We start from the raw sequence: 25,769 nt of genomic DNA, 5'->3' as shown, positions 1-25,769 counted from the left end.
GTACTTATCCTTGGTTGAGAACGGTGATCTGGGAGGTGTCGATCTCGGCATAGATGGCCTGTCCGACCTCGAAGACGTCTGCCGGGCGGGCGCTCACGCGGATGGTATCGAGCGCCGGCGCCAGGCGGATGTGGTAGTCCCAGGACTCGCCGAGATAGGAGCGGCGCTGGATGCTGGCCGGCACGCAGCAGCGCTGGTCGCGCTCGGCCGGCTTGTCCCGCAGCAGCTGGATGCTTTGCGGCCGGATCGACACCTGCACCTCGCCGGCCAGCGCGCCGCCGCCGGCGAGATCCCGCGCGGGCAGGAAGAAGCCGCCGAAATCCACGCGGTCGTCGCGGCGCTCGCCGGTGAGGAAGTTGGTGCGGCCTATGAAGCCGGCCACGAACCGCGTGCGGGGACTGCGGTACAGCTCGTACGGTGCGTCCAGCTGCTCGATGCGGCCCTTGTTCATGACGGCGATGCGGTCGGAGGTCACCATCGCTTCGGCCTGGTCGTGCGTGACGTAGACCATGGTCATCTGGAACTCGTCGTGCAGCCGCCGGATCTCGTAGCGCATCTCCTCGCGCAGGTTGGCGTCCAGGTTGGACAGCGGCTCGTCGAGCAGCAGCACCGAGGGGTTCACCACGATGGCGCGGGCGAGCGCGACGCGCTGCTGCTGCCCGCCGCTCAGCTCCGCCGGATAGCGATCGCGCAAGGCCTTGAGCTGCACGACGTCGAGGATCTTGTCCAGGCGCTGTTTCGTTTCCGCGGCCGGCACCTTGTGCAGCTTCAGGCCGAAGGCGACGTTCTCCTCCACCGTCATGTTCGGCCAGATCGCGTAGCTCTGGAAGATCATCGACATCTGGCGCTTCTCGGGCGGCAGGCTGGACTGCGCCGACGAGATCACCCGGCCATTGAGTTCGATGGTGCCCGCGGACGGCGTGATGAAGCCGGCGATCATGCGCAGCGTGGTCGTCTTGCCGCAGCCGGACGGCCCCAGCAGCGACACCAGCTCGCCTTCGCGCAGGGACAGGTTCAGGCCGTCGACCGCCGTGAAATCACCGAAGGTGCGCGAGACGTTGCGCAGGACAAGCTGGCTCATGCCACCGATCTCCTCAACATGAAGTCGCGCCCCATCAGCCGGAACCCCAGCAGGATCAGCGCCACCGTGATGCACACCAGCACCAGGCCGATGGAAGCGAGCATCTCGAAGTTGCCCTCGTCGCTCTTGTCGAACAGCAGCACCGAGAGCACCTGGGTGTTGATCGAGTAGAGGAAGATCGCCGTGCTCAGCTCGCGCGTGGCGGGGATGAACACCAGGATGAAGGCGCCCGCCAGGCTGCGCTTGAGCACCGGCATCACCACGTAGCGGATCGCGGTGAGGCGGGAGCCGCCGAGCGTTCGCACCGCCTCCTCCAGCTCCGGGTTGATGCTGCGGATGGCCGCGCTGCTGTTGACGTAGGCGATCGGCAGGAAGCGGGTGGTGAAGGCCAGGATCAGGATCCAGGCCGTTCCGTACAGCGCCAGCGGCGGCCGGGTGTAGGCCGCGTAGAAGCCGATGGCCAGCACGATGCCGGGCACCACGAAGGGCGCCATCGTGAGAAAGCCCAGCACGCCGGCGACGTGCCGGTTCACCAGCTGGCGCTGCGTGATGTAGGCCACGCACATGGCCAGGGACAGGGCCAGCAGCGACGCCGTGCCGGCATAGAGGAAGGTGTGCAGCGTCGCCGTGCGCGTGAGCGCGTTGTCGAACAGCACGGCCGTGATGTTGCGCAAGGTCACGTTGTCCCAGGCGAAGCCGCGGCCCCAGGCCTTGGCGAACGCGGCCTGGCAGATCACCACCAGCGGCATGAAGAAGGACAGCGAGCAGACGAACAGGCACCAGCCGAGGATGGGCCACTTCCAGACGCCCAATGGCACCGGCCGGCGCTCGCCGCCCTTGCCGGTGAGCGAGACATAGCCCTTGCGGTGCGTGATGCGCCGCTGCAACCAGAACAGCAGGATCGTGAGCACGAGCAGCGGCATCGCATACGCCGACGCCAGCCCCACGCGCGGCGGGAACTCGAAGAACTGCCACAGCTGGGTGGTGACCACGTGGAAGCGGCCGGGCAGCGCCAGCAGCGCCGGCGAGCCGAACAGCGCGATGGCCTCCAGGAACACCAGGATGAACGCACCGAGGATGGCCGGCAGCACCAGCGGCAGCGTGATCAGCCGGGTGGTGCGGAAGTTGCCCGCGCCCAGGATGTTCGCCGCGTCCTCCATCTCCGAGGAGACCAGGTCCAGCGCCGACTTCACCAGCACGAACACATAGGGGAAGCTGTAGCAGGCCACCACGAGCACCAGCCCCGGCATCGAATAGATGTTGAAGGGCCCCTTGTCGGCGCCCGTGAGCGCGACCACGGCCTTGTTCAACCAGCCTGCATTGGGGCCGGCCAGCAGGATCCAGCCCACCGCCCCGAGGTAGGGCGGAATGATGAAGGTGCCCAGGATCGCGATCCAGACCAGCGTCTTGCCCGGCATGTCGGTGCGCGACAGCGCCCACGCGAGCGGCACGCCGAACAGCAGGCACAGCACGCCCGAGCTCACGCCGAGGATCAGCGAGTTCAGCAGCGCCTCGAGATGCCGGCTGCGCCCGTAGGCCGCTGCGTAGTTGGCGAGCGTGAACGCGCCCTCGCCGTCCTGGAAGCTGACGATGAACAGGCGCAGCAGCGGGTTGACCACCAGCAGCGCCAGCACCGCGATGGCCACCAGCCAGACGATGGCGCTCTTGTCGAAGTGGCGCCAGCGCTGCGCCCAGCCCTGTGGCAGCGCGGCCTCGTCGAGGGTCGTCTTGACGTAGGCCATGGACTGCCTGGCCCGGCCTCAGACCCCGAAGGTCTCGCGGAACTTCTCCTTGACCTCCGGGATGCCCTTGGTGATCTCTTCCTCCGTCGGCCGCACGACCTTGATCTGCTCCAGCGGCTTGGTGCCCGGCGGCGTGGCGACGCCCTTCATCACGGCCAGCGAATGGGTCTTGACCTGCACCGCGCCGGCTTCCTTGGACAGCAGGAACTCCATGTACAGCTTGCCCGCATTGGGCGACGGCGCGTTCCTGGGGATCGCGCTGGGCGACACCATCAGCAGCGCACCGTCCGTGGGATACACGACCGCCAGCGGGTTGCCCTTGTCACGACTGAGAAGCGTGGTGGCCTCCGGGCCCGCGGCGACCAGGCGTTCCTTGGAGTTGAGCATGGTCACCGTGTCGTTGACCGAGCGGCCGATCTGCGGCTCGTTCTTCTCCAGCTTCTTGAAGTAGTCCCAGCCATACAGCTTCTGCATCAGCACCACCCAGGTGCCGACGTAGCCGCTGTAGGCCGGATGGCCGATCGAGACCTTGCCCTTCCAGCGCGGGTCCAGCAGGTCCGGCCAGTTCTTCGGCGCGTCCTTCTCGCTGACGGCGCTGGTGTTGTAGGTCAGGAGCATCAGCGCCGCCGCCGTCACCCAGTAGTTGCCGTCCTTGTCGTTGTAGGCCTTGAGTGAATCGACCATGTTCGCCGCGTTGTGCGGCGTGTACTTGAGCAGCAGGCCCTTCTTCTCCAGCTCCGGGTAGTGGCTCACGTCGGTGCTGCTGAAGACCGAAGCCACCGGTGCGTTCGCCTGGATGTCCTGCTGCAGCCGCTGGAACGCGACCTGCGCGGTGGTGCGCACGAAGTTGCACTTGAGCTCGGGGTACTTCTTCTCGTAGGCCGCGCACAAGGCGGCGGCCTCGTCGGTGTTGTAGTGCGCGGTGTAGACCGTGACCGGCTTTTCCTTCTTCGCCGCGTCGTACAGCTCCTTTTCCCAGGGCTGCATCTGCGCCTGCGCCGGCAACGCGGCGAGCAGCGCGCACGCTGCGGCCAGGGTCCATCCCTTGAGGAACTGCTTCATGGCGTGTCTCCAGCGGCGAGGTGTGCCGCACCAGGAGAGGCAGGGTAAGCGCGGGCCGAGCCCGCGCGCATCCGCACTTACCTGCATCCGCCACGAGGCAGAAAGTTCTGCGCGGCGGCCCGCCGTCAGAAGACTTCGGTGTCGACCTCGCGGTTGGCCTGCTCGCCGTAGCGGTTGCCCGCAACGGTCTTCTCGTTGACCAGCGCGTCGAGCCGACGGATCAGCTCGGGCGAAAGGCGCACGTCCGCCGCCGCGAGGTCCTCGTGCAGGTGGTCGACGTTCGTCGTGCCCGGGATGGGCAGGATGAACTCACGCTTGTGCAGCAGCCAGGCGAGCGCCAGCTGGGCCGGGGTGCAGCCCGCCTCGCGCGCGAGTTGCCGGTAGGCGGGCAGCAGCGCGAGGTTCTTCTGGTGGTTCTGCGGATCGAAGCGCGGCATCGTGCGCCGGATGTCCTTGGCCTCCAGGCTCTCCACCTCGGGCACCGCGTCGCACAGGAAACCGCGCGCCACCGGGCTGAAGGCGACGAAGCTGATGCCCAGCTCGGCGCAGGCGTCGAGCATCGCGATCTCGGGGTTGCGCGTCCACAGCGAGTACTCGTTCTGCACCGCCGTCACGGGGTGGACGGCGTGGGCCTTGCGCAGCGTGGCCGCGCTGACTTCGGACAAGCCGATGGTGCGCACCTTGCCCTGCTGCACCAGGCGGCTGAGCGCGCCCACGCTCTCTTCCACCGGGACCTTCTTGTCCCAGCGGTGCAGGTAGTACAGGTCGATGACGTCGGTCTGCAGGCGGCGCAGGCTGTTCTCGCAGTCGCGCACGAGGGTCTCCGGGCGGCCGTCGATCACCCGCCGCGTGACGCCGTCCTCGCCGGTGACGCCGGCCAGGCCGCCCTTGCTGCACAGCGTGATGCGCTGGCGCTCCGGCTTGAGCACGCGGCCGACCAGGGTCTCGTTGGCGCCGAAGCCGTACAGCGCCGCCGTGTCGAACAGCGTGACGCCGGCGTCGAGCGCGGCGCGCAGGACTCTCTCGCCCTGCTCGGCGGAGGGCGGGATGCCATAGGCATGGCTGAGGTTCATGCAGCCAAGGCCGATGGCCGTGACGGTGAAGGGGCCGAGGGATCTGGTGTGCATCGGGCGATTTTCACCGCTTTCGCCCGCGGCCCGGGCCGGCTACTTCTTCGGCTGCATGATCCCCAGCATCAGGTCCGTGTTCAGCTTGCCGATGCGCTGCATCAGCGACCACTGGTTGGTCAGGAGCTTGCCGAACTCGGGATTGGTGGGGTTCGCCTGTCCGGACATGGCCAGCTGCGCCGTCGACTGCGCGATCTTCTGCTGCTCGGCCATGATCTGCTGCACGGCTTCGTTGTACTGGTCCAGGGTCATGAGGGTCTCCTCGCGCGGGCGGTGTGCCGCCCCGCGATGGTAGCGCGCGGCCTCGTGCCCAAACGGCGGGACCAAGGTCCAATGCCCCGCGCACCGGCGGCGGCGGGATCATTCGCGCACTGCTCTTCCAAGGAGGACGCATGAGGATCGCCTTCGCCCCGGCCGCCGCGGCGGCAGTGCTCGCCGGTTGCGTCTACACACCCGTGCTGCAAAGCGCCTATCCCTTTGCCCAGCATCCCGGCGTCGCCATGGAGGTCTGGACCCAGTACGACGCCTACGGCTACCCCTTCACGGTGATGAACCTGGTCAACCGCAGCAACATGGACAAGTGTGCGTGGACCGCAGCGCAGGACAGCCGCGTGCTGCACTCCGGCGAAACCTGGCAGGTGGGCGCCCAGTCGCCGGGCGCGGTGGGCATTGCGAACGTGCAGCCCTCGGACCCCAACTGCGCCAACGCCAAGCGCGCCTACGGCTCACCCGCGGGCTGAGGCCGGGCCCGGCAGCTCCCAGCCCAGGATCTCCGCCAGGCGCGTGACCACCCAGCCCGCCTCGGCCGGCTGCAGGGGGGCACCCTCGCCGCCCAGCGCCAGCTCCATCTTCGCGAGCACCTCCCGCTCGCTCGCGCCGGACTTGAACTGAGCGGACGCAGCCTGTTCGGAGAGCATCTGCGCCATGTCCTCGCACAGCTCGTAGCGCGCGCGCACCGTGGCCATGGGTTCGGTCAGGCGGTGGCCGGACGGCGTGGTGAAGAGTGCCACGAAGGAAGGCGGCACCTGGATCTGGTTGGGATCGTCCATCGGAGGCGCAGCATAGCGCGTGCTCAGCGCCGTCCCAGCATCATCGTCCAGTAAGTGCCCCATTGGCTTCCCGCGCGGCCCACGCAGGCGACGGCGACTTCGGAGAACTGCGGGTTCATCAGGTTCTCGCAATGCGCGGGGCTGTCGATCCAGCCCTGCAGCGCGCCGCGCAGTTCGCGGTCGCCGCCGGCGAGGTTCTCGCCCACCAGCTTCGTCTTGTAGCCCGTGACCGCCACGCGATCGCGCACCGTGCGTCCTTCCGGGCTGCGGTGGTCGAAGTAGTTGCGGCGCGCCATGTCGCGCGAATGGCCGCTGGCCACGGACTGCAGCGCGCCGTCCCAGCGCAGCGGCGGCGCCGGCGGCATCCTGTGCCAGCCGCAGCGCTGGCCGGCGGCGCGCGCGGCGTTGATGCGGCGCAGCGCTTCGGCCGCATCCACGCTGCAACGCGAGGCGAAGCCATTGGGCGACGCCACGACCTGGAAGCTGCTTTCGTTGGCGAGGAGGGACGCGGCCGGCATGCAGGCCAGCAGCAGGGCAGCGGCTGCCCGCCGCAGGGACTTCGGAGACTGCATGCGTGCGAGCTTCGCACGGATGAGCTAGCCGATCTGTTTCAGGTTACGTCGGGTGCCGTGCGCGCAACACCGCGCCCGCATGCCTGCCCGCGCTACCGTCCGTCAGGATCGCGCAAGCGCCTGCCCAAGGAAGCAGCACCGGGTTCCAGCCCAATGCCGGCGCGGGCTTTGCGCGTACTGCACACGCTTGTCCACAGTCTTCTCCACCCTGGCTGTGCGTAGCGCACGGTGGCGGGTGTGCTAGGAGGCTCAGGGGATCCGGTAGCGCTCGATCGCCTGCGCATCCCAGGCGAGGCCGCTGCCCGGCTTGCCGCTGGCGGGCCAGTGACCATCCACGATCTTCACGGGCTCGGCCGCGATCGCGTCCGTCCAGTCGACGTACTCCAGGAAATGGCAGGTCGGCGTGGCGGCGAGCAGCTGCGCGCTCACCTCCGGCATGAGATGCGAGCTCATGGGAATGCCGTGCGCCTCGGCGACGCCGGCGGCCTGCATCCATCCGCTCACGCCGCCGATGCGCGCCACGTCCGGCATCACGAGGTCGCACGCCTGCGCCTGCAGGGCCCGCAGCAGGTCCTGGGGTCCGTTGAAGTTCTCTCCGAGCTGCAGCGGCAGGTCCAGCGTGCGCGCGATCTCCGCGTTGCCTGGCAGGTCGTCGTGGCGGATCGGCTCCTCCAGCCAGGCCACGCCTTCGCACTGCAGCGCGCGTCCACGCTCCAGCGCGTCGAAGCGCGAGAGCGCCTGGTTGTAGTCGACCATCAGCTGCACGGTGTCCGGCAGGCGCTTGCGCACGGCGCGCGTCACCGCCAGGTCCTCCGCCAGCGTCGCGTAGCCCAGGCGCAGCTTCACGGCCTGCATGCCGCCTTCCAGCAACGCCTCGGCCTCGTCTGCCGCGGCGCTCGCGGCCATGAGGCCGAGCCCGCAGGAGTTGTAGGCGCGCACGGGCCGCGGCGCGCCCCCGAGCAGCGTGGCGAGCGGCACGCCGGCGGCGACCGCCATCGCATCCCACAGGGCCATGTCGAAGGCCGAGAGCGCCATGCGCACGATGCCGGTGACGCCCAGCAGGGCCAAACGCCGCTGCAGCCGGGCCGCCATCGCCACCGGCGCCAGGGCTTCGCCGCGCACGATCTCCGCCGCGTCCTCCACGATCGCCGCGATCGGCTTCGCGCCGCTGCGGCGGTAGCAGAAGACATACGAGCGGCCGGTGATGCCCTGCTCGGTGTGCACGTCCACCAGCAGCAGCGGCGCGGCCTTCACCGTGGCCGCGCTGGTGCCCAGCACGTAGCGCAAGGGCACTTCGACGGCGGTGCACGCCACGCCCCGCAGGCGCAGCTCGGAGATGCGATGCAGGGCGTCAGCCACGGCGTGCTCCCGGCGCGTGCAGCGCGAGGATGTCGGCGATCGCGCGATTGCAGGGCGTGGGCACGCCCTTGGCGCTGCCCAGTTCCACCACGCCACCCGACAGCCATGGCACCTCCAGCGGATTGCCGCGCTCCAGGTCGTGGTGCATCGACGAGGTCATGTCCGGCGCCACCGTGTCCGCCCGCTGCATGGCGCTCGCCAGGTAGTCGGCCGGCAGCGCGACGCCGTGCGCCCGCGCCACGGCGATCACCTCGCGCATCACGTCTTCGAGGAAGGCGCGCGTGCGCGGGTTGCCGCGGATCGGGCCGATGGGATGGCGCATGGTGGTCGTCGTGCCCGACAGGCCGACCAGGAACACGTACTTCTGCCAGATCTCGCGCAGGATGTCGCCGGAGAGTTCGGCGTTGATGCCGCCGGCCAGGCAGGCGGCGAGCAAGGCCTCGCCGCGCGGCGAGCGGGTGCCGTCGAATTCGCCGAACAGCAGCCGCTGCATGGGACCGGTCTGGCGGATCACGCCCGGTGCCGCGATCGTCGTGGCGACATAGCCGACGCCGCCCATGACCTGCTTCGCATCGAAGGCGGCGCGCAAGGCCTGGTCCTTGAGCACGCCGTTCTGGAAGGAGATCACCGCGGTCTGCGGTCCGACCATGGGACGCATCTGCGCGATCGCCTGCTCCGTGTCCCACAGCTTCACGCCCAGCATCACGACGTCCATGACGCCGGCCTGCGCGGGCTGGTCGGTGGCCCGCACCTCGCGCAGGTGCAGCGGCTCGGGCCCTTCGATGCGCAGGCCGTCGCGCCGCATCGCCTCCAGGTGCTGGCCGCGCGCGATGAAGTGCACGTCCGCGCCGCCCTGCGCCAGCTTCGCGCCGAAGTAGCCGCCCAGGCCGCCCGAACCCATGATCCCGATGCGCATCTCGTCTCCTTCTTGTGTCGTGGAATGGACCAGCATAGCGCGCGTCGCGCAGCCCGACCACGAGCCTCCGCGTAGTAGGACGCCGCGTACCTCGGCTGCGGATGCGCACTGACCGGGCGGGCATCGGCGCTTGGCCGTAATGACAGGGCAGCAAGGCGCTGCCTCCATCCCGCCGGAGCCGAGGCGGCCGCTCCCACCACTCACATGAACAAGCTGCTTGGTCTCCTTCTTTGCACCGTCGCTCTGGCTGCGTGCTCCAACATGTCCGGCACCCGCTCGATGGGCAGTTCCGCCACGCCTGGCAACCCCAGCGAGACGAAGAACAGCACGGACGCGAACAAGTCCAACAACCCGGCCGCCGTGAGTCCGGCAGCGGGTTCGAAGTAAGTCAGTCGGCCTGGCCGGCCACGGCCGGCCGGCCGGCGACGCGCCACCAGGCCGGCAGCAGTTCGCGCACCGCGGGCCGGGCAAAGCGGTCGTCGATCAGGACGACGACCCCCTTGTCCTCCTGCGTGCGGATCACGCGGCCGGCGGCCTGCACCACCTTCTGCATCCCCGGATACAGGTAGGTGTAGTCGTAGCCCGCGCCGAACGCGGCTTCCAGGCGCTCCTTGAGCTGCTCGTTGCGCGGGTTCACCTGCGGCAGCCCCAGCGTGGCGACGAAGGCGCCGACCAGCCGGTCGCCGCGCAGGTCGATGCCTTCGCCGAAGCTGCCCCCGAGCACGGCGAAGCCGATGCCCGCGCCGCCGGGGACGAAGCGCTCCAGGAAGGCCGTGCGCTCGCCTTCGTCCATGCCGCGCGCCTGCGCCCAGGCGGGCACGGACGGGTGCTCGCGCCGGAACTCCGAGGCCACGAGGTCCAGGTAGTCGAAGCTGCTGAAGAAGGCGAGATAGTTGCCGGGCTGCCTTGCGTACTGCTGCGCGATCAGCCGCGCGATCGGCGCGGCCGACCGCTGCCGGTCAGGAAAGCGCGTGGAGATGTTGCCCACCACCTGCACCTGCAGCTGCTCGGGGCTGAAGGGGGATTCGACGTCGATCCACGCCGTGTCCGCCGGCAGCCCCAGCATGTCCTGGTGGTAGCGGGGCGGGCTGAGCGTGGCGGAGAACAGCGTCACCGAGCGCGCCGCCGCGAAGCGCGGCTTGAGGAACGGCGCCGGGATCAGGTTCTGGATGCGCACCGTGGCCGCGGGCCGGCCCGGCGGCGCCGGCTGCTCGGCGAATTCCAGCGCGGAGTGGCTGCCGAAGGATTCCGCCAGCCGCAGGAAACCGAGGATGTCGAAATAGGCCTGCTGCAGCGACGCGTCGCCGGCACCGGGGGCGCTCTCCGCGAAATGGCTTTCCAGCGCGCTGCCGGCCTGCTTGAGCGCGTTGAGGAAGGACGTGGGCAAGGTATCCAGAGAACCTGCCGCATGTGCGCTGCGCAAGGCGGCCCAGCCGCGGTTGACCTTGTCCAGCGCGGCGCGCACGGCCGCCGGCGCCGCGGCACGCACTGCGCGCAGCGCCGACTGGCTGAGCGTGGCCGAGTACATCGCGCGCGCCCGCTCCACCAGGTTGTGCGCCTCGTCGACCAGCACGCCCGCGCGCCACTCCTGCGCGAGCGTCGCCGTGTGCAGCATCGCGCTGCCGTCGAAGAAGTAGTTGTAGTCGCCGACCACGACGTCGGCCCAGCGCGAGAGGTCCTGCGCCAGGTAGTAGGGGCAGACCGCGTGCTTCAGCGCCACGGTACGCAAGGCCGGGGCGTCCATGCTGGCGCAGGACAGGCCTTCGGCGCGGGCGGCGGGCAGCCGGTCGTAGAAGCCCTTGGCCAGCGGACAGGCGTCTCCATGGCAGGCCTTGTCGCGGTGCTCGCAGGCCTTGTCGCGCGCCGTGAGTTCCAGCACGCGCAGCGGCAGCGCGGGGGCGCTGCGCCGCAGCAGCTGCCCCGCATCGAGCGCGAGCTGGCGGCCGGTGGATTTGGCGGTGAGGTAGAAGACCTTGTCCAGGCGATGCGGGGCCGCCGCCTTGAGCATGGAGAAGACGGTCCCCACCGTCTTGCCGATCCCCGTGGGTGCCTGCGCCATCACGCAGCGTCCGCTGGCGACGCCCTTGTAAACCGCCGCCGCGAGCTCGCGCTGCCCGGTGCGGAACGACGGATGCGGGAACTGCAGCGAGCGCAGCGCCGCGTCCCTTTGCTCGCGGTGGGCCATCTCCTGCGCGGCCCAGGCGAGGAAGGCGCCGCAGCACGCTTCGAAGTGCGCACGCAGGTCCTCCGCCGGGTGGGTCTCCACGAAGCAGGTCTCCTCCTGCGTCGCGATGTCGAAGTACACCAGGGCGAGTTCCACCTCGGCGAGCCCGCGGGCCTGGCACAGGAGCCAGCCGTAGACCCTGGCCTGCGCCCAGTGCAGGTGGCGGTGGTTGGCCGGCTGCCTGGCCAGGTCGCCCCGGTGGGTCTTGATCTCCTCCAGCCGGTTGCGCACGGGGTCGTAGCCGTCGGCCCGCCCGCGCACCGCCAGGTGCCCGAACTCGCCGCGCAGGGTGATCTCGGTCTCGTACTCCGGCCCGCGCCGCGAGGTCACCAGCTGGTGGCCGGCCATGCCTTCCTGCGCGCTGGGCACGGGGGTGAACCGCAGGTCGAGGTTCCCGCGCCGGGCGGTGAACTCGCACAGCGTTCGGACGGCGACGGAATACGGCATCGGACTATCGTAGTCGAAGCGGTGCCGCACCCATCCGTACCCTGCGACGCCTGGGAAATTGCCAGCGGGCAAACCATCGGTCCGAATAGCTCTTCGGACTCCGCGCGCGCCGCCATGGTGCGCCATACTCGCGTCGTCGCCGCTTCTCCTGCCCACCATGAGACGCCTTGTTCCGGCCTTTCGCGCAGCCGCAGCTGCCGCCCTCCTGCTGGCGGCGACGACCACCCTGGCCCAGGCGCCGGCCGGCGAGGACGAGGCCGTCGCCGCGCTGCAGTCCGTGTTCGCCGACGCGGTCGTCCCCGGGGAACAAGCCGACCTCTACCGCGAGCTCTTGGCCACCGTGCTGCAGCGGGTGCAGCGCGGCTACGCCACCGAGGTGGACATGCAGGCGCTGGCAGCCGCCGCGCGCAAGGTGATGGCCGACGTGCCGCCCGGCTCGGCGGACCCGCGCGAGCTGTTCGGAAAGGCCATGAACGCCAGCCTGCGCACCCTGGACCCTTATTCCCGCTACCTGGACCCGCGGGCCTACGGCAACGAGCGGGAAGCCTGGCGCAGCAGCTTCGGCGGCGTGGGCCTGGAAGTCGCGCCCGGCGAGGGCATGGTGCGCATCGTGGCCGCGATCCCGGGCACGCCCGCCGCCCGCGCGGGGCTGCTCTCGGGCGACCTGATCGTGCGCATCGACGACCAGCCGCTGCAGGGCGTGCCGCTGGAGGACGCGATCGCGAAGATGCGCGGGGCGCCGGGCACGGCCGTCAGCATCACGGTGCGCCGCAGCGGCGCCGACGACTTCACCCTGTCTCTCATGCGCGACATCATCCGGCGCCAGGTGGTGAGCTGGAAGATGGAAGCGGACGTGCTCGTGCTGCAGCTCTCGACCTTCTCCGGCGCCGTGAGCGCCGCCCTGCGCCAGGCCGTCGCGGACGCGAGCGCGGCGCAGGCGCCACGCGCGGTGGTGCTGGACCTGCGCGGCAACCCGGGCGGGCTGCTGAACGAGGCGGTGCGGGTGGCCGACGCCTTCCTCAAGGAAGGCGAGATCGTCACGGTCAAGGGGCGGGCGCCGGGCTCGCAACGCACCTGGACGGCGGACGCCGAGGAAGTGCTGGCCGGCTTGCCGATGGCGGTGCTGATCGACCGCCGCTCCGCATCCGCTTCCGAACTGGTCGCCTCCGCCCTGCAGGACCATGGACGCGCCCTGCTGCTGGGACAACGCAGCTTCGGCAAGGGCACCGTGCAGACCACCTATACCCTCGGCGAGGAAGCCAAGGGCGCGCTGAAGCTGACCTCGTCCTTCTACCACCGGCCCGCGGGCCCGACGGTGCAGAAGACGGGCGTGGCACCGGATGTGGAACTCGCACCGGCCACGAGCGAGGACGCGCCGGCGCCGGCGGCCGCGGGGCCGCGCGTGGATCCTGCCCGCTGCGGCGCGATCTACAAGGCGGCCGATCCGGTGCTGGCCTGCGCGGTGGCCTACCTGCAGTCCGGGAACGTGCAAGCCTTCCTGGCGCGCCTGGGCCAGTAGCAGCGCGGCAAGTCAGCGCTTCACGCGCGCGGCCGCAGGGGCTTCGCAGGCCGTCCCCGTGCGGTCGCGAAAGCATTTCTTCAGGAAAGCTGTCTTCGCTTCAACCGGCACGCCGTCGCCGGGCGCGGAACGCGCCTGCACGACGAGCACGCCAAGGGCGGCGGTGACGAGGACCAGCACCAGGTAGTTCATGGACGGCTCCCGGCCGGACCGCCGGCCGCGCGAGCCATTGTGAGCGGCGAACCTGAAGGTTCGCCAAAGGCGGCGGCGCCGCCCCCGTGATCAGCTCGCCTCGGCGAGGCCGCCCATGGCGAACACGGACACCGGGATGCGGCCGGCCAGTTCCTCGGCCGACTGCGTGAGCCACGCGCGGCGCTTGTGCGCCTCGAGCGCGGCCTGGCGCTCCTGCGCGAGCTCCTTGGGGGTCAGCTCGGATTCGTCTTCGATCAAGATCTGCACTTCGTTGTCGGCCGCCGTGCCGGCCCGTTCAATTTTCGACATCGCGCGCATTGTCTCCGGATTGGGCGCAAACAGGTATGGCAAGGTGCGATGTCCCGACACAGCGCTTTCCTCAAGACGCCGCACTTGACAAGGCGGCCCCGCCTGCGCTGTGCGCGCCGCGGCCTCAGGCCGGCCCCGTGCCCTGCCCCGGCAGCGCGATGCCGGGAAAGATCTTGATCACCGCGGCGTCGTCCTCGCGGCCATGGCCGGCGCTGGAAGCCTGCATGAACATCTGGTGCGCCGTGGAGGCCAGCGGCAGCGGGAACCTGGTGGCACGTGCCGTGTCGAGCACGAGGCCCAGGTCCTTCACGAAGATGTCCACGGCGGACAGCGGCGTGTAGTCGCCCGCCAGGACATGGGCCATGCGGTTCTCGAACATCCAGCTGTTGCCGGCGCTGTTGGTGATCACCTCGTAGAGGCCGGCAGGGTCCACGCCTTCGCGCAGCCCCAGGGCCATCGCTTCGGCCGCCGCGGCGATGTGCACGCCCGCGAGCAGCTGGTTGATGATCTTGACCTTGCTGCCGTTGCCGGCCCGGTCGCCGAGGCGGTAGACCTTGGCAGCCATGGCGTCGAGAGCGCCGGCGGCCTTGTCGTAGGCCGCGGGCCGCCCCGCCGTCATCATCGTCATCTGGCCGGACGCGGCCTTGGCGGCGCCGCCGGAGATCGGCGCGTCCAGGTACAACAGGCCGCGCTCGGCCAGCCGGCCTTCCAGGGCGATCGACCAGTTCGGATCGACCGTCGAACACATCACGAACAGGCTGCCGGGGCGCATGGCCGCTGCGGCGCCGCCCGTGCCGAACAGCACGTCCTCGGTCTGCGCGGCGTTGACCACCACGCTGACGACGATCTCGCAACGCTGCGCCAGCTGCGCCGGGCTGCCGCAAGCGACGCCGCCCTCGGCCACGAAGGCCTGGACCGCCTCCGGCCGCACGTCGAACACGTGCACCGGGTAGCCCGCGCGACGCAGCGAGCCGGCCATGCCGCGCCCCATGGCGCCGAGGCCGATGACGCCGATGGGCGGGAGGGAGGGTTGGCGCGCTTCCTGGGGCATGGTCGGGTCCTCGTGTTGCGCGCGATTCTGCCCGTTCAGTCCACGTCCGCCCACCAGGTCGGCCCGAAGCGCCCTTCCAGCCAGGCGACGAAGCGCGACACCTTGGCCGGCACCAGCTGCGGCGAGGGGTACACGGCATGGATCTCCTGCGCCGGCAGGGTCCAGTCCTCCAGCAGCGGCAACACGGCCCCCGACTGCACGGACTTGTGCGCCACGTAGCGCGGCAGGATGGCCACGCCCATCCCCTTGCGCGCGGCGGCAAGCAGGGTGGAGAGGTTGTTGGAGCGCAGGCAGCCTTTGACCGGCACCACGACCGCCTGCTCCTCGCTGCCGGTGAACTGCCAGCGCGCGTCCCCTTGCACGGCCGTGTAGATCAGCGCCTCGTGCGCCGCCAGTTCGTCCGGTGTCGCCGGCACGCCGCGCCGCTGCAGGTACTGGGGCGAGGCCACCAGCATCCAGGGGTTGATGCCCAGCAGGCGCGCGCCCAGGGTGGAATCCGCCAGCTTTCCCATGCGGATGGCCAGGTCGATGCCCTGCTCCACCAGGTTCACGTAGCGGTCTTCCACCATGAGTTCCACCTGCAGCTTCGGGTTGAGCTCCATGAAGCGCATCACCAGCGGCGCCAGCACCCGCCGGCCGAAGGCCACCGAGGTGCTGATGCGCAAGGCGCCCTGCACCTGCTGCTGCAGCAGCGTCGCCACGCTGTCGGCGTCGTCCACGTGGTGCACGATCACCTTGCACTTCTCGTAGTAGAGCGCGCCGATCTCGGTGGGCGTGACGCCATGCGTGGACCGGTGCAGCAGCCGGGCGCCGAGCTGGCGTTCCATCTGCGCCACCTGCTTGGTGGCGGAGGGCTGCCCCATGCCCAGGTCGGCCGCGGCCTTGCTGAAGGAGCCGAGGTCCACCACGCGCACGAACAGGCGAAGGGCTTGCAGACGGTCCATGACGCTCCCGGGCCACCGGCCCCGTGCACACCCTATTCCACCGCGGAATAAGCCAAATGCGCCGCCCGAGTCTTCCACGAAGCGGCCGCCTTCTCAATCATCGGGGCAGTGATGCAAACCATAGGAGATGCGTGATGGCAAGAATGAAGGCCTGCATGGCGGCGGTCCTGGTGCTGGAAAAGGAAGGCGTGAGCCAGGCCTTCGGGGTGCCGGGCGCGGCGATCAACCCGTTCTACGCGGCCCTGCGCGAGCGCGGCACCGTGGCCCACGTGCTCGCGCGCCACGTGGAGGCGGCCTCGCACATGGCCGAGGGCTACACCCGCGCCCGGGCCGGCAACATCGGTGTCTGCATCGGCACCTCCGGCCCGGCGGGCACGGACATGATCACCGGCCTGTATTCCGCCGGCGCCGACAGCATTCCCATCCTGTGCATCACGGGCCAGGCGCCGCGCGCGCGCATGTACAAGGAAGACTTCCAGGCCGTGGACATCGAGTCGATCGCCAAGCCGGTGACCAAGTGGGCGGTGACGGTGCGCGAGCCGGCCCAGGTGCCCGGCGCCTTCCAGCAGGCCTTCCACCTGATGCGCTCCGGCCGGCCCGGGCCCGTGCTCATCGACCTGCCGCTGGACGTGCAGCAGGCGGAAATCGAGTTCGACATCGACAGCTACGAGCCGCTGCCCGTCTACAAGCCGGCCGCCAGCCGCAAGCAGGTGGAAAAGGCCATGGACATGCTGCTCGCCGCCGAGCGGCCGCTGATCGTGGCCGGCGGCGGCATCATCAACGCCGACGCCAGCGAGCTGCTGGTGGAGTTCGCCGAGCTCACCGGCGTGCCCGTCATCCCCACCCTCATGGGCTGGGGCACGATCCCGGACGACCATCCGCTCATGGCCGGCATGTGCGGGCTGCAGACCAGCCACCGCTACGGCAACGCGACGATGCTGGCCAGCGACTTCGTGCTGGGCATCGGCAACCGCTGGGCCAACCGGCACACGGGCTCGACGGAGGTGTACTGCAAGGGCCGCACCTTCGTGCACGTGGACATCGAGCCCACCCAGATCGGCCGGGTGTTCATGCCGGACTTCGGCATCGTGAGCGATGCGAAGGCGGCGCTGCAGCTGTTCGTCGAGGTGGCCCGCGAGCGCCGCGCGGCGCAGCGCCTGCGCGACTACGGCGAGTGGGCCGGCCGCTGCGCCGAGCGCAAGCGCCTGATGCTGCGCAAGACGCACTTCGACGAGGTGCCGATCAAGCCGATGCGGGTGTACGAGGAGATGAACGAGGCCTTCCCGCGCGACACCACCTACGTCACCACCATCGGCCTGTCGCAGATCGCCGGCGCCCAGTTCCTGCACGTGTACGGGCCGCGCCGCTGGATCAACTGCGGCCAGGCCGGCCCCCTGGGCTGGACCATCCCCGCCGCGCTGGGCGTGGTGGCGGCCGACCCGACCCGCACGGTGGTGGGCCTGTCGGGCGACTACGACTTCCAGTTCCTCATCGAGGAGCTGGCCGTCGGGGCCCAGTTCCGCCTGCCCTACGTGCACGTGCTCGTGAACAACAGCTACCTGGGCCTCATCCGCCAGGCGCAGCGCGGCTTTTCGATGGACTACTGCGTGCAGCTCGCGTTCGAGAACGAGAACATGCCGGAGGAGGACGGCGAGCTGCGCGGCTACGGCGTGGACCATCCGACAGTGGTGCGCGGCCTGGGCTGCAAGGCGCTGCGCGTCACCGACCCCGACCGCATCCGCCCCGCCCTGGTGGAGGCGCAGGCGCTGGCGCGCAAGCACCGCGTGCCCGTGGTGGTGGAGGTGATCCTGGAGAAGGTGACCAACGTCGCGATGGGCACCGAGATCGACAAGATCATGGAGTTCGAGGCCGTCGACTGCCGTCACCCCGAAGGCCTCAAGGGACTGGAACTCGCCGGCCTGCTCGGCTGAGGAGCATTCATGATCCTTTATGCAAACGATCAAATCCTTTCACTATCGCTGATCGTTCGCGGCGCCTAGATTCGCTGCAATGCAACATCACCGGAGATCGCAATGCAGCTTCACTGGGTACGCTTCCTGGCCGACGGCGTCGAGCACTTCGGCACGCTCGAGGGCCCGCGGGTGCGGGTCTGGCACGGCAACATGTTCGAGTACCCGCAGCGCGGCGACCGCACCGTTGCGCTGGAGGACGTGCGCCTGCTCATGCCCGTGCGGCCGAGCAAGGTCATCGCGCTGTGGAACAACTTCAAGGCGCTGGGCGACAAGCTGCAGCTGGCCACGCCCGCGGAGCCGCTGTACCTGCTGAAGACGCCCAACTCCTACCTGGAGCCGGGCGGCACGATCCGGCATCCGGGCGGCGGCGCCAAGGTGGTGTTCGAAGGCGAGCTGGCCGTGGTGATCGGACGCACGGCCAAGCAGGTCGGCGAACGCGACGCGATGGACCACGTGCTGGGCTTCACCTGCGCCAACGACGTGACCGTGGCGGACATCCTGCACCGCGACGCGTCCTTCGCGCAGTGGGTGCGGGCCAAGGGCTTCGACACCTTCTGCCCCTTCGGCCCCGCGGTCGCCACCGGCCTGGACCCCGCGAAGCTGCGCGTGCGCACGCTGCTGGATGGGCAGGTGCGGCAGGACTACCCGGTGAGCGACATGCGCTTTTCGGTGGCGCAGCTCGTGAGCCTGATCTCGCAGGACATGACGCTGCTGCCGGGTGACCTGATCCTGTGCGGCACCTCCATCGGGGTGGGCTCGATGAAGCCGGGCAGCACCGTGGAAGTGGAGATCCCCGGCGTCGGCCGCCTCAGCAACCCCTTCGCGGAAAGGCAGGCAGCATGAAGATCGCCATCATCGGCGCCGGCGCCATCGGCGGCTACGTCGGCGCGAAGCTCGCGCTGGCGGGCGAGGACGTCACCTTCATCGTGCGCGGGGAGAACCTGCGGGCGATCCGCGCCAACGGACTGCGGCTGCAACTCGCCGACGGCAGCGAGCAGGTCGCCGACCGCGTGCGCGCGACCGACGACTACGGCGCCGCCGGGCCGCAGGACCTGGTGATCCTGGCCACCAAGGCGCACCAGGTCGCCGGCGTCGCGGGCGAGCTGCCGCGCCTGTTCGGGCCCGACACGGCCGTCGTCACCATGCAGAACGGCATCCCCTTCTGGTACTTCCACAAGACCGGCGGCGTGCTGGAGGGCAGCCCGGTGCGCAGCGTCGACAGCGACGGCGAACTGGCGCGGCGCATCCCGCCCGAGCGGGTGATCGGCTGCGTGGTCTACCCCGCGTCCGAGCTGGTGGCCCCCGGCGTGGTGCGCCACGTCGAGGGCGACCGCTTCCCGCTGGGCGAGCTGGACGGCAGCGAGAGCGAGCGGGTGCAGCGGATCTCGCAATGCTTCACGCGCGCCGGCTTCAAGGCACCGGTGCTCGCCGACATCCGCTCGGAGATCTGGCTCAAGCTCTGGGGCAACCTCAGCTTCAACCCGATCAGCGGCCTCACCCACGCGACGCTGCTGGACATCTGCCAGGACCCGCTCTCGCGCGGGCTGGCGGCGAACATGATGCGCGAGGCGCAGGCGGTCGCCGGCAAGCTGGGCATCGTGTTCCGCGTTCCGCTGGACAAGCGCATCGCCGGCGCCGAGAAGGTGGGCCGGCACAAGACCTCGATGCTGCAGGACATCGAGGCGGGCCGGGCACCGGAGATCGATGCGCTGGTCGGCTCCGTCGCCGAGCTCGCCCGGCTGACCGAAACGCCGACCCCGCACATCGACGCGGTGTATGCGCTGGTCAAGCTGCTGGCGCGCAACATGGAGGCGGAACGCTCCGGCGTGCGCATGCAGCCGGCCTGAAGCGGCGTCACGGGGCCGGGAATCGCACCGCCGCTTCCAGCCCCGGCGTCGCATTGCGCAGCGTGAAGGCGGCGCCGTGCGCTTGCGCGACCAGCCGCGCCAGGTACAAGCCCAGGCCGACGCCGCCCGTGGCCCGTTCGCGGGAGGCATCGGCGCGGTAGAACGGTTCGGCCAGATGCGGCAGCACGTCCTCGGGCACGCCGGGGCCGAAATCGCGCACGGTGAGCCGCACGCCGCCGACGTCGTCACGCGCCACGCGCACCAGCGGCGGCTGGTTGGCTGCGCCGTGGCGCAAGGCGTTCTCCACCAGGTTGCGCAGCAGCAGCCGCACGCGTGCGGGATCCAGCTCCAGCCGGGGCACGCCCGCTTCCAGTTCGAGGCGGACGTCGGCGCCGGCGGTGGCCTCGCGCACCAGTTCCGCGAGCTCGGTGGGCTCGCGGTGCAGGGTCGCGTGCCCCTGCCCCAGCCGCTCGCTTTCCAGCAGCTCCGTCACCAGGTCGGCCATCTCCTGCAGCTCGCGCAACAAGGCCGCGCGGCGCACGGAGGCCGGCCCTTCTTCCGGCAGCAGTTCCACGTGCAGGCGGGCGCGCGTCAGCGGACTGCGCAGCTCGTGGCTGATCGCCAGCAGCAGCGCGCGCTTGGCTTCCAGCATCTGGTGGATGCTGCGCGCCATCGCGTTCACGTCGCCCGCCAGCTCGCCGAGTTCGTCCCGGCGCCGCACGGGAATGTCCCGGTCGAACTCGCCGCGGCCGAAGCGCTGCGCCCCGGCGGCTATGTCGTCCAGCGGTCGCAGCAGGTGGCGCACGTACTTGTACGCGAGCAGCGTGAGCAGCAGCAGGGTGGCCAAGGTGATCCAGCCCCACTGACGCGGCCGCTCGCGCCAGGGCTGCACGTTCAGCCCGAACTCGATGCGGTGCCCGTCGGCGCTGGAACGCGCGAGCAGGTTGTCCTCGGAGCCCCAGCGCTCGCGGCGCTGGCGCGCGTTGTGATCGTCCGCGCGCGGATGGCTCTCCCACTGCACCTGCGGCCCGGCGATGCGCACCGTGATGGGCAGCCGCTGCGTCAGCGCCCGGGCCCGCTCGATCGAAGGCGGCGAGCCGAGCTCCGCCGCGAGCCGGTCCACGTAGTCGCTCACCAGCGGCCGGGCCGCGTCACGCCAGCCGACGCCCAGCGCCTTCTGCATCCCGAACAGGAAGGCGCCGCTCAGCGCCAGGGCCAGCAGCAGGAACAAGGCGACCAGCCGCGCCTTCAGCGAATGGCGCAGGTGGCGGCGCGCGCGCTGGTGCCAGGGCCTAGCCATGGCCCAGCGGCCGCAGCGCCAGCGCGTAGCCCGCATTGCGCAGCGTCTTGATGGCCGCGAGCGGCTCCAGCTTGCGCCGCAGCCGGCTGATGACGATGTCCACCGCGCGCGTGTAGAGCTCGGCTTCGTGCCCGCGCAGGTGGTTCAGGATGTCGTCGCGGCCGAAGACCCGGCCCGGTTCACGCGCCAGCATCAGCAGCAGCTCGAACTCGGTGCCGGTGAGCTCCACCACCTCGCCCTGCCGCTCGACGCTGCGCGTCACCGGGTCCACCACCAGGCCCTCGAAGCGCAGCCTGGCGTCCGCCGGCACGGCCCGTCGCCGGCGCAGGACGGTGGTGATGCGCGCCACCAGCTCGCGCGGCTCGAACGGCTTGGGCAGGTAGTCGTCGGCGCCCAGCTCCAGGCCGACCACGCGGTCCATGACCTCGCCGCGCGCCGTGAGCATCACGACCGGCACGTCGCTTTCCGCGCGGATCGCGCGGCACACGGCGAAACCGTCCTGCTCGGGCAGCATCACGTCGAGGATCACCGCGTCGAAGCCGCCCTCGCGCAGCCGCGCCAGGCCGTCGCCGGGACGCGTGGCCTGGTGCAGCTCGAGATCGAAGCGCCGGAAGTAAGCGGCCAGCGGTTCACCCAGCTGCAGGTCGTCGTCGATCAGCAGGATGCGCGGCATGCGGCATTGTCGTCGGCGCTCGCGGCCGCGCATCGGCAGCCGACGGGCGCGTGCAGCCAGCCGGCCGCCACCGATTCAGCCACGGTGCCACCAGCCATGGCGGCGCTGCTGCAGGAAGTCGCGCACCTTCGCCTGCTGCGCCGGTGACAGGCCGTCGAAGAAATCGCCGAAGGCCGCGATCACCTCCGGGCTCTTGCTGTTCACCGCCTCGACCTTGCCGCCCACCAGCGCCTGCGCCTTGTCGCGGTCGAACTTCTCGCCGGCGACCAGCGAGCGCACTTCGGCGCGCGGGTCCGTCGTGCCGCGCAGCGCTGCGCCCTGCTCCTGCAGCTTCGCGGCCAGCACCTCCAGCCGCTGCTTCTGTTGCGCGTCCAGCTCCAGCCGGCTGGCGACGCGGTCGACCGCGCGCTGGCGCCACTCCGCCTTTTCCTCGGTGCTCAGCGCCGAGAAGCGCTCGTGGGCGTAGCGGTGGCCGCAGGCGGTCAGTCCGCCCACGACGACGGTGGCACCGAACAGGCCGTAGAGGGTTCTCTTGATCCAGGATCGCATGGCTTTGCTCCAGAGGTGGGTGGGGATTGCATGGTGCCCACGGGCGCCGCCGCGCGCATCTCGGGCGGGTCGCGCTTCTTGTCGTTTTGTTTCGCGGCGTGCGGGGGCGCGATAATTCCCGCCCCTCCCCCCGGAAAACGCCTTGAACACCGCCACCCCGAGCCCCTCCGGCCCGCTCACGCCCGACGACTTCGACGCGCTCGACGACGAGCTCGACCTCATGCGCGAGCAGGACGAGGAGATTCCGCAGTGGGAGTTCTGCGAGGGCTTCCTCGCCGCGCTGCTGTGCATGCGCCGCGAGGTGCCGCCCGAGGAGTACTGGCCCGTGCTGCTGGGCGAGGAGTTCCGTCCCATGGAGCACATGGAGTTCGTCTGGCGCTGGCGCCGCCGCTGGCAGGAGATGGCCACCGCGCTGGACCTCGCGGTGGACACGCTGGAGGACGAGCGGACCTATCACCCCGAGGCGCTCGACACGCGCGGCGCCATCCTGTCCCTGCCCCCGGAGGAGCGCTTCGAAGGCGACCTGGCCAACCTGCCGGCGTATGCGCAGGTGTGGGCGCTGGGCTTCATGTATGCCGTCGAAACCTGGCCCGCCGACTGGGAGCGGCCGCGCGACGACGAGGCCGCGGAGATGATGGACTCGGCGCTGGAAGACATCGTCGCGCTCACCGAGGCGGATGCGGGCGAGCCGGCCGTGTCCATGTACAGCGAAGACGGGCCGCCGAGCGTGAGCAACGAGCGGCTCGATGCGGTCGGCTCCGCCATCTGGGCGGTGTACGAACTGCGCCAGATCGCGCGTTCGCTGGGTGCCCGCACCCCGCCGGTGCGCAAGGCGCCCGAACCGGGGCGCAACGACCTGTGCCCCTGCGGCAGCGGCAGGAAGTACAAGAAGTGCCACGGGGCGGGCTAGCGGCGTTGTGCGGCCTTTCGTAGGCCCAAGTCCCTCCGCGCGGCTTCCTCCCCGGGCTCTCGGGTGGCTCTGCCGTGCGGGCTGCCACTACACTGGCCCATGCTCCCGACCGACATCTCGCCCCTGGAGGCTCGTCAGTTCGACCTCCTGATCCGAAAGGGCGGTGCCGATCCGGCCTCGTTCTCGCTGCGCAAGTTCCGCGCGCAGGAGGGCGCCTCCTACCGCGTGCGCGTGGTGGGCCGCGGCGCGGCGACGGTGTACGACACGCCCGACGCCGGTTCCTGGATCGGGGATTTCGCCAGGGACATCGACAAGGGCCTGTTCGGCAACGATCCGAACGTGGACCTGCCCCAGTCGCTGCGCCCGGTGGCCGCCGAGGTGGAAAAGGCGCTGGCCCAGGCAGGGCTGGCCGGCGCGCTGGGCATCCTCAACCGACGTGTGCCGCACCGCTTCACCGCCGTGTACCGGCTCTTCGGCCAGGACTTGCACAACATTGCCACCGTCGACAAGCACCCGCACCTGGCTGCGCTGGACCTCAAGGTGGTCTCGCTCAAGGACAGCTTCTGCCAGTTCGTGTTGCGCGACAGCTTGTTCCTGAGCCGCGAAACGGGCAGCGACGCGCGCCTGGCCGGCCATCCTTACAGCGGCATCGTCGGCAGCTACGGGGGCGTGCGGATCGAGGACCGGGAAGGCAAGCTGGTGGGCACCCTGTGCCATTTCGACCTCGACGCCCACGACGTCACGGACGACGAGTACCTGCTGCTGGCCAGCGCCGCGGCGCTGATGCCGGCGTTCCTGAAGCTCTGATCGGCAAAGGGCAGCGCCCGCCCTGTCGATTCCGGGCACGGTCCTTCGTCGTGGGAAGGAGGCACGGTGCCTTGCAACCCGACCCGGGAGGTTCCCCATGCGATTCATGGTTCTGGTGAAGGCCACGCGCGACAGCGAGGCCGGTGTCATGCCCAGCGCGCAGATGCTCACCGAAATGGGCAGGTTCAACGAGGAGCTGGTCAAGGCCGGCGTGATGCTCGCCGGCGAAGGCCTGCATCCCAGCACCCGCGGCGCCCGCGTGCGCTTCAGCGGCACGGAGCGCCACGTCATCGACGGCCCGTTCGCAGAGACCAAGGAGCTGGTGGCGGGCTTCTGGCTCTGGCGCTGCGCCTCGCTGCAGGACGCGATCGACTGGGTCAAGCGCTGCCCCAACCCGATGCCGGGCGAATCGGAGATCGAGATCCGCCAGGTGTTCGACGCCGAGGACTTCGGCGACGCGCTCACCCCCGAGCTGCGTGCGCAGGAGGAGCGGCTGAGGGCGCAGGTCGAGCGCAAGCCGTAGGGACGCACCGCCGCGGGAGCAGGATCCCGCGACCCGCGTAGGCCCATTCATATGACGACCATCATATTGGCGTATGCTCCTGGCCTGGACATCGACGACGCCATGGACACCGCACCCCCCAGCCGCAAGCAGCTGACCCACGACCGCATCCTCGACACGGCGGCGCGGGTGCTGCGCGACAGCGGCTTCCAGGGCGTGGGCGTGGCGGACATCATGAAGCGCGCCGGGCTCACGCACGGCGGCTTCTATGCGCACTTCCCCTCCCGCGACGCATTGCTGGCCGAGGCGCTGGAACGCGCCGGACAGGACAGCCGCGCCCGGTTGCAACGCTCGATCGCCGCCGGCGAGGCCCAGGGCGGCAGCCGCTTCCGCGCGCTGGTGGAAAGCTACCTGTCCGAGCGGCACCTGAAGGCGGCCGACCGCGGCTGTCCCGTGGCGGCCCTGGCCTCCGACGTGCCCAGGCAGTCGGACGCGGTGCGGGCCGCCGCCGGCGAGCGCATCCGGTCCCTGATCGGGTCCGTGGCCGCGACGCTGGCGCCGGAGGCACCCGCGCAGGCCGCCGCGATCGTCGCATCGCAGATGGTCGGCGCCCTGCAGATGGCGCGCGCGCTGGGCGACAACGCCGACGGTCGCCGCCACCTGGCCGCCGCCCGCGACTTCCTGCTGGAGCAATTCGAACCGCCGCGGCCCTCCGGCCGCTGAACCCACCCCTGCGCGCCGAGGCGCGCTTTTCCACGGCCGCCCATATGACGGCCATCATATCGACAGGAGCCCCCATGCAGATCGCCAACGCCGTCGTCCTCGTCACCGGTGCCAACCGCGGCATAGGACGCGCCTTCGCCCGCGAAGCCCTCGCCCGCGGCGCGCGCCGCGTCTACGCGGCCGCCCGCGACCCGGCCAGCGTCGACCTGCCGGGCGTGCTGCCCCTGCAGCTCGACGTGACCGACCCGGACCAGGTGGCGCGGGCCGTGCGCGACTGCGGCGACGTGAGCGTGCTGGTGAACAACGCCGGCGTCGCCACCCTGGGCGGCTTCCTGGAGGACACGACCCTGGAGAACACCCGGCGCCAGTTCGAGGTGAACTTCTTCGGCATGCTGCGCATGGCGCAGGCCTTCGCGCCGGTGCTGGCGGCCAACGGCGGCGGCGCCATGCTCAACGTGCTGTCCATCGCCAGCTGGATCAACCGCCCGCTGCTCGGCACCTACGGCGCCACCAAGTCCGCGGCCTGGGCGCTCACCAACGGGTTGCGCCAGGAGCTGCGCGCGCAAGGCACGCAGGTGACCGCCCTGCACATGGGCTTCGTCGACACCGACCTCACCCGCGGCATCGAGATGCCCAAGTCCACGCCCGAAGCCATCGTGCGCGAGGCCTTCGACGGACTGCAGGCCGGCGCGCTGGAAGTGCTGGCCGATGCGATGACAGTCAAGGTGAAGCAGTCGCTGTCGTCCCCCTCCGCTGCCTACCTGGCCCTCGAATGAGACACCCTGTGTCAACCCCCTGCTGCGGCGAGCTGCAACATGGCGCCTGTGTGACGCTGGACGTCGTATGGCTGGCGGTCTCTCCAAGCGCGCCAGATGACGCGCAGCCAAGCGC

At 70.4% G+C, this 25,769-nt stretch carries 28 protein-coding genes; 11 read left to right on the top strand and 17 right to left on the bottom strand.

Annotated elements, in window-relative coordinates:
• Nucleotides 1-4: 4 nt before the first annotated feature.
• The 5 genes from AC3EGR_RS21555 to AC3EGR_RS21535 form a co-directional block, all read right to left on the bottom strand.
• Nucleotides 5-1,081 (bottom strand): ABC transporter ATP-binding protein, encoded by a 1,077-nt coding sequence (locus AC3EGR_RS21555; protein WP_488548582.1) that lies wholly within the window; start codon nt 1,079-1,081, stop codon nt 5-7.
• Nucleotides 1,078-2,823 (bottom strand): ABC transporter permease, encoded by a 1,746-nt coding sequence (locus tag AC3EGR_RS21550; protein ID WP_488548581.1) that lies wholly within the window; start codon nt 2,821-2,823, stop codon nt 1,078-1,080. Before AC3EGR_RS21550 ends, AC3EGR_RS21555 begins: the two co-directional genes overlap by 4 nt.
• A gap of 18 nt (nt 2,824-2,841) precedes the next feature.
• On the bottom strand, nt 2,842-3,885 hold the full coding sequence (locus tag AC3EGR_RS21545; protein ID WP_488548580.1) for an ABC transporter substrate-binding protein: 1,044 nt from the start codon (nt 3,883-3,885) through the stop codon (nt 2,842-2,844).
• Between the two features lie 125 nt (nt 3,886-4,010).
• Complete coding sequence (locus AC3EGR_RS21540) at nt 4,011-5,012, bottom strand: aldo/keto reductase (RefSeq protein WP_488548579.1); 1,002 nt, start codon at nt 5,010-5,012, stop codon at nt 4,011-4,013.
• 39 nt (nt 5,013-5,051) lie between these two features.
• Nucleotides 5,052-5,264, bottom strand: coding sequence for a hypothetical protein (locus tag AC3EGR_RS21535; protein ID WP_488548578.1), 213 nt, complete (start codon nt 5,262-5,264; stop codon nt 5,052-5,054).
• A gap of 140 nt (nt 5,265-5,404) precedes the next feature.
• Here AC3EGR_RS21535 and AC3EGR_RS21530 point away from each other — a divergent pair, with 140 nt between their 5' ends.
• Complete coding sequence (locus tag AC3EGR_RS21530) at nt 5,405-5,752, top strand: hypothetical protein (RefSeq protein WP_488548577.1); 348 nt, start codon at nt 5,405-5,407, stop codon at nt 5,750-5,752.
• On the opposite strand, the gene AC3EGR_RS21525 is transcribed toward AC3EGR_RS21530, so the two are convergent.
• The 4 genes from AC3EGR_RS21525 to AC3EGR_RS21510 all read right to left on the bottom strand — a co-directional run bounded on the left by AC3EGR_RS21525 (nt 5,738) and on the right by AC3EGR_RS21510 (nt 8,908).
• On the bottom strand, nt 5,738-6,061 hold the full coding sequence (locus AC3EGR_RS21525) for a hypothetical protein (RefSeq protein ID WP_488548576.1): 324 nt from the start codon (nt 6,059-6,061) through the stop codon (nt 5,738-5,740). The two genes, AC3EGR_RS21530 and AC3EGR_RS21525, sit on opposite strands and share 15 nt — an antisense overlap.
• A gap of 23 nt (nt 6,062-6,084) precedes the next feature.
• Entirely contained in the window at nt 6,085-6,633 is a 549-nt protein-coding gene (locus AC3EGR_RS21520) for a CAP domain-containing protein (protein WP_488548575.1), read from the bottom strand.
• A gap of 249 nt (nt 6,634-6,882) precedes the next feature.
• Entirely contained in the window at nt 6,883-7,992 is a 1,110-nt protein-coding gene (locus AC3EGR_RS21515) for an enolase C-terminal domain-like protein (protein ID WP_488548574.1), read from the bottom strand.
• Nucleotides 7,985-8,908 carry a ketopantoate reductase family protein gene (locus tag AC3EGR_RS21510; protein WP_488548573.1) on the bottom strand — a complete coding sequence of 308 codons (924 nt, stop codon included), beginning with the start codon at nt 8,906-8,908 and terminating at the stop codon, nt 7,985-7,987. The genes AC3EGR_RS21515 and AC3EGR_RS21510 overlap by 8 nt, the downstream gene beginning before the upstream one ends.
• A gap of 204 nt (nt 8,909-9,112) precedes the next feature.
• Here AC3EGR_RS21510 and AC3EGR_RS21505 point away from each other — a divergent pair, with 204 nt between their 5' ends.
• A complete protein-coding gene (locus AC3EGR_RS21505; protein WP_488548572.1) occupies nt 9,113-9,295 on the top strand; it encodes a hypothetical protein in 183 nt (60 codons plus the stop codon).
• A gap of 1 nt (nt 9,296) precedes the next feature.
• Here AC3EGR_RS21505 and AC3EGR_RS21500 read toward each other — a convergent pair whose 3' ends face one another.
• Entirely contained in the window at nt 9,297-11,579 is a 2,283-nt protein-coding gene (locus AC3EGR_RS21500; RefSeq protein WP_488548571.1) for an ATP-dependent DNA helicase, read from the bottom strand.
• Nucleotides 11,580-11,736: 157 nt separating this feature from the next.
• On the opposite strand from AC3EGR_RS21500, the gene AC3EGR_RS21495 reads away from it, so the two are divergent.
• On the top strand, nt 11,737-13,098 hold the full coding sequence (locus tag AC3EGR_RS21495) for a S41 family peptidase (RefSeq protein ID WP_488548570.1): 1,362 nt from the start codon (nt 11,737-11,739) through the stop codon (nt 13,096-13,098).
• 12 nt (nt 13,099-13,110) lie between these two features.
• On the opposite strand, the gene AC3EGR_RS21490 is transcribed toward AC3EGR_RS21495, so the two are convergent.
• The 4 genes from AC3EGR_RS21490 to AC3EGR_RS21475 form a co-directional block, all read right to left on the bottom strand.
• Nucleotides 13,111-13,290, bottom strand: a complete 180-nt coding sequence (locus AC3EGR_RS21490; protein ID WP_488548569.1) for a hypothetical protein — start codon at nt 13,288-13,290, stop codon at nt 13,111-13,113.
• A 90-nt stretch (nt 13,291-13,380) separates the two neighbouring features.
• Nucleotides 13,381-13,599 (bottom strand): hypothetical protein, encoded by a 219-nt coding sequence (locus AC3EGR_RS21485; RefSeq protein WP_488548568.1) that lies wholly within the window; start codon nt 13,597-13,599, stop codon nt 13,381-13,383.
• A gap of 124 nt (nt 13,600-13,723) precedes the next feature.
• Nucleotides 13,724-14,650 (bottom strand): L-threonate dehydrogenase, encoded by a 927-nt coding sequence (ltnD, locus tag AC3EGR_RS21480; RefSeq protein ID WP_488548567.1) that lies wholly within the window; start codon nt 14,648-14,650, stop codon nt 13,724-13,726.
• A 35-nt stretch (nt 14,651-14,685) separates the two neighbouring features.
• Nucleotides 14,686-15,594 carry a LysR family transcriptional regulator gene (locus tag AC3EGR_RS21475; RefSeq protein WP_488548566.1) on the bottom strand — a complete coding sequence of 303 codons (909 nt, stop codon included), beginning with the start codon at nt 15,592-15,594 and terminating at the stop codon, nt 14,686-14,688.
• A 134-nt stretch (nt 15,595-15,728) separates the two neighbouring features.
• Between AC3EGR_RS21475 and gcl the strand changes: the two genes are divergently transcribed.
• The 3 genes from gcl (at nt 15,729) to AC3EGR_RS21460 (ending at nt 19,414) form a co-directional block, all read left to right on the top strand.
• On the top strand, nt 15,729-17,525 hold the full coding sequence (gcl, locus tag AC3EGR_RS21470) for a glyoxylate carboligase (protein ID WP_488548565.1): 1,797 nt from the start codon (nt 15,729-15,731) through the stop codon (nt 17,523-17,525).
• A gap of 102 nt (nt 17,526-17,627) precedes the next feature.
• Complete coding sequence (locus tag AC3EGR_RS21465) at nt 17,628-18,410, top strand: fumarylacetoacetate hydrolase family protein (protein WP_488548564.1); 783 nt, start codon at nt 17,628-17,630, stop codon at nt 18,408-18,410.
• Nucleotides 18,407-19,414 carry a 2-dehydropantoate 2-reductase gene (locus tag AC3EGR_RS21460; RefSeq protein WP_488548563.1) on the top strand — a complete coding sequence of 336 codons (1,008 nt, stop codon included), beginning with the start codon at nt 18,407-18,409 and terminating at the stop codon, nt 19,412-19,414. Before AC3EGR_RS21465 ends, AC3EGR_RS21460 begins: the two co-directional genes overlap by 4 nt.
• A 7-nt stretch (nt 19,415-19,421) precedes the next feature.
• Here the strand turns inward: AC3EGR_RS21460 and AC3EGR_RS21455 are convergent, their stop codons facing one another.
• The 3 genes from AC3EGR_RS21455 to AC3EGR_RS21445 form a co-directional block, all read right to left on the bottom strand.
• A complete protein-coding gene (locus tag AC3EGR_RS21455) occupies nt 19,422-20,714 on the bottom strand; it encodes a sensor histidine kinase (RefSeq protein WP_488548562.1) in 1,293 nt (430 codons plus the stop codon).
• Nucleotides 20,707-21,387 carry a response regulator transcription factor gene (locus AC3EGR_RS21450; protein WP_488548561.1) on the bottom strand — a complete coding sequence of 227 codons (681 nt, stop codon included), beginning with the start codon at nt 21,385-21,387 and terminating at the stop codon, nt 20,707-20,709. Before AC3EGR_RS21450 ends, AC3EGR_RS21455 begins: the two co-directional genes overlap by 8 nt.
• Before the next feature lie 75 nt (nt 21,388-21,462).
• On the bottom strand, nt 21,463-21,936 hold the full coding sequence (locus AC3EGR_RS21445) for a Spy/CpxP family protein refolding chaperone (protein ID WP_488548560.1): 474 nt from the start codon (nt 21,934-21,936) through the stop codon (nt 21,463-21,465).
• A 142-nt stretch (nt 21,937-22,078) separates the two neighbouring features.
• Between AC3EGR_RS21445 and AC3EGR_RS21440 the strand changes: the two genes are divergently transcribed.
• From AC3EGR_RS21440 to AC3EGR_RS21420, 5 genes are all read left to right on the top strand, one after another.
• Nucleotides 22,079-22,846, top strand: a complete 768-nt coding sequence (locus tag AC3EGR_RS21440; RefSeq protein WP_488548559.1) for a UPF0149 family protein — start codon at nt 22,079-22,081, stop codon at nt 22,844-22,846.
• A 99-nt stretch (nt 22,847-22,945) separates the two neighbouring features.
• Entirely contained in the window at nt 22,946-23,653 is a 708-nt protein-coding gene (locus AC3EGR_RS21435; protein WP_488548558.1) for a hypothetical protein, read from the top strand.
• Nucleotides 23,654-23,750: 97 nt separating this feature from the next.
• Nucleotides 23,751-24,176, top strand: a complete 426-nt coding sequence (locus AC3EGR_RS21430; RefSeq protein ID WP_488548557.1) for a YciI family protein — start codon at nt 23,751-23,753, stop codon at nt 24,174-24,176.
• A 51-nt stretch (nt 24,177-24,227) separates the two neighbouring features.
• The gene (locus tag AC3EGR_RS21425) at nt 24,228-24,878 is read left to right on the top strand and encodes a TetR/AcrR family transcriptional regulator (protein ID WP_488548556.1); all 651 of its coding nucleotides are present in this window, start codon (nt 24,228-24,230) and stop codon (nt 24,876-24,878) included.
• A gap of 74 nt (nt 24,879-24,952) precedes the next feature.
• Nucleotides 24,953-25,654 (top strand): SDR family oxidoreductase, encoded by a 702-nt coding sequence (locus AC3EGR_RS21420; RefSeq protein ID WP_488548555.1) that lies wholly within the window; start codon nt 24,953-24,955, stop codon nt 25,652-25,654.
• Nucleotides 25,655-25,769: the final 115 nt, after the last annotated feature.

The sequence above is a fragment of the Ramlibacter sp. G4-7 genome, from assembly GCF_057784995.1.
This window is presented reverse-complemented; position numbering and strand designations above follow the sequence as displayed.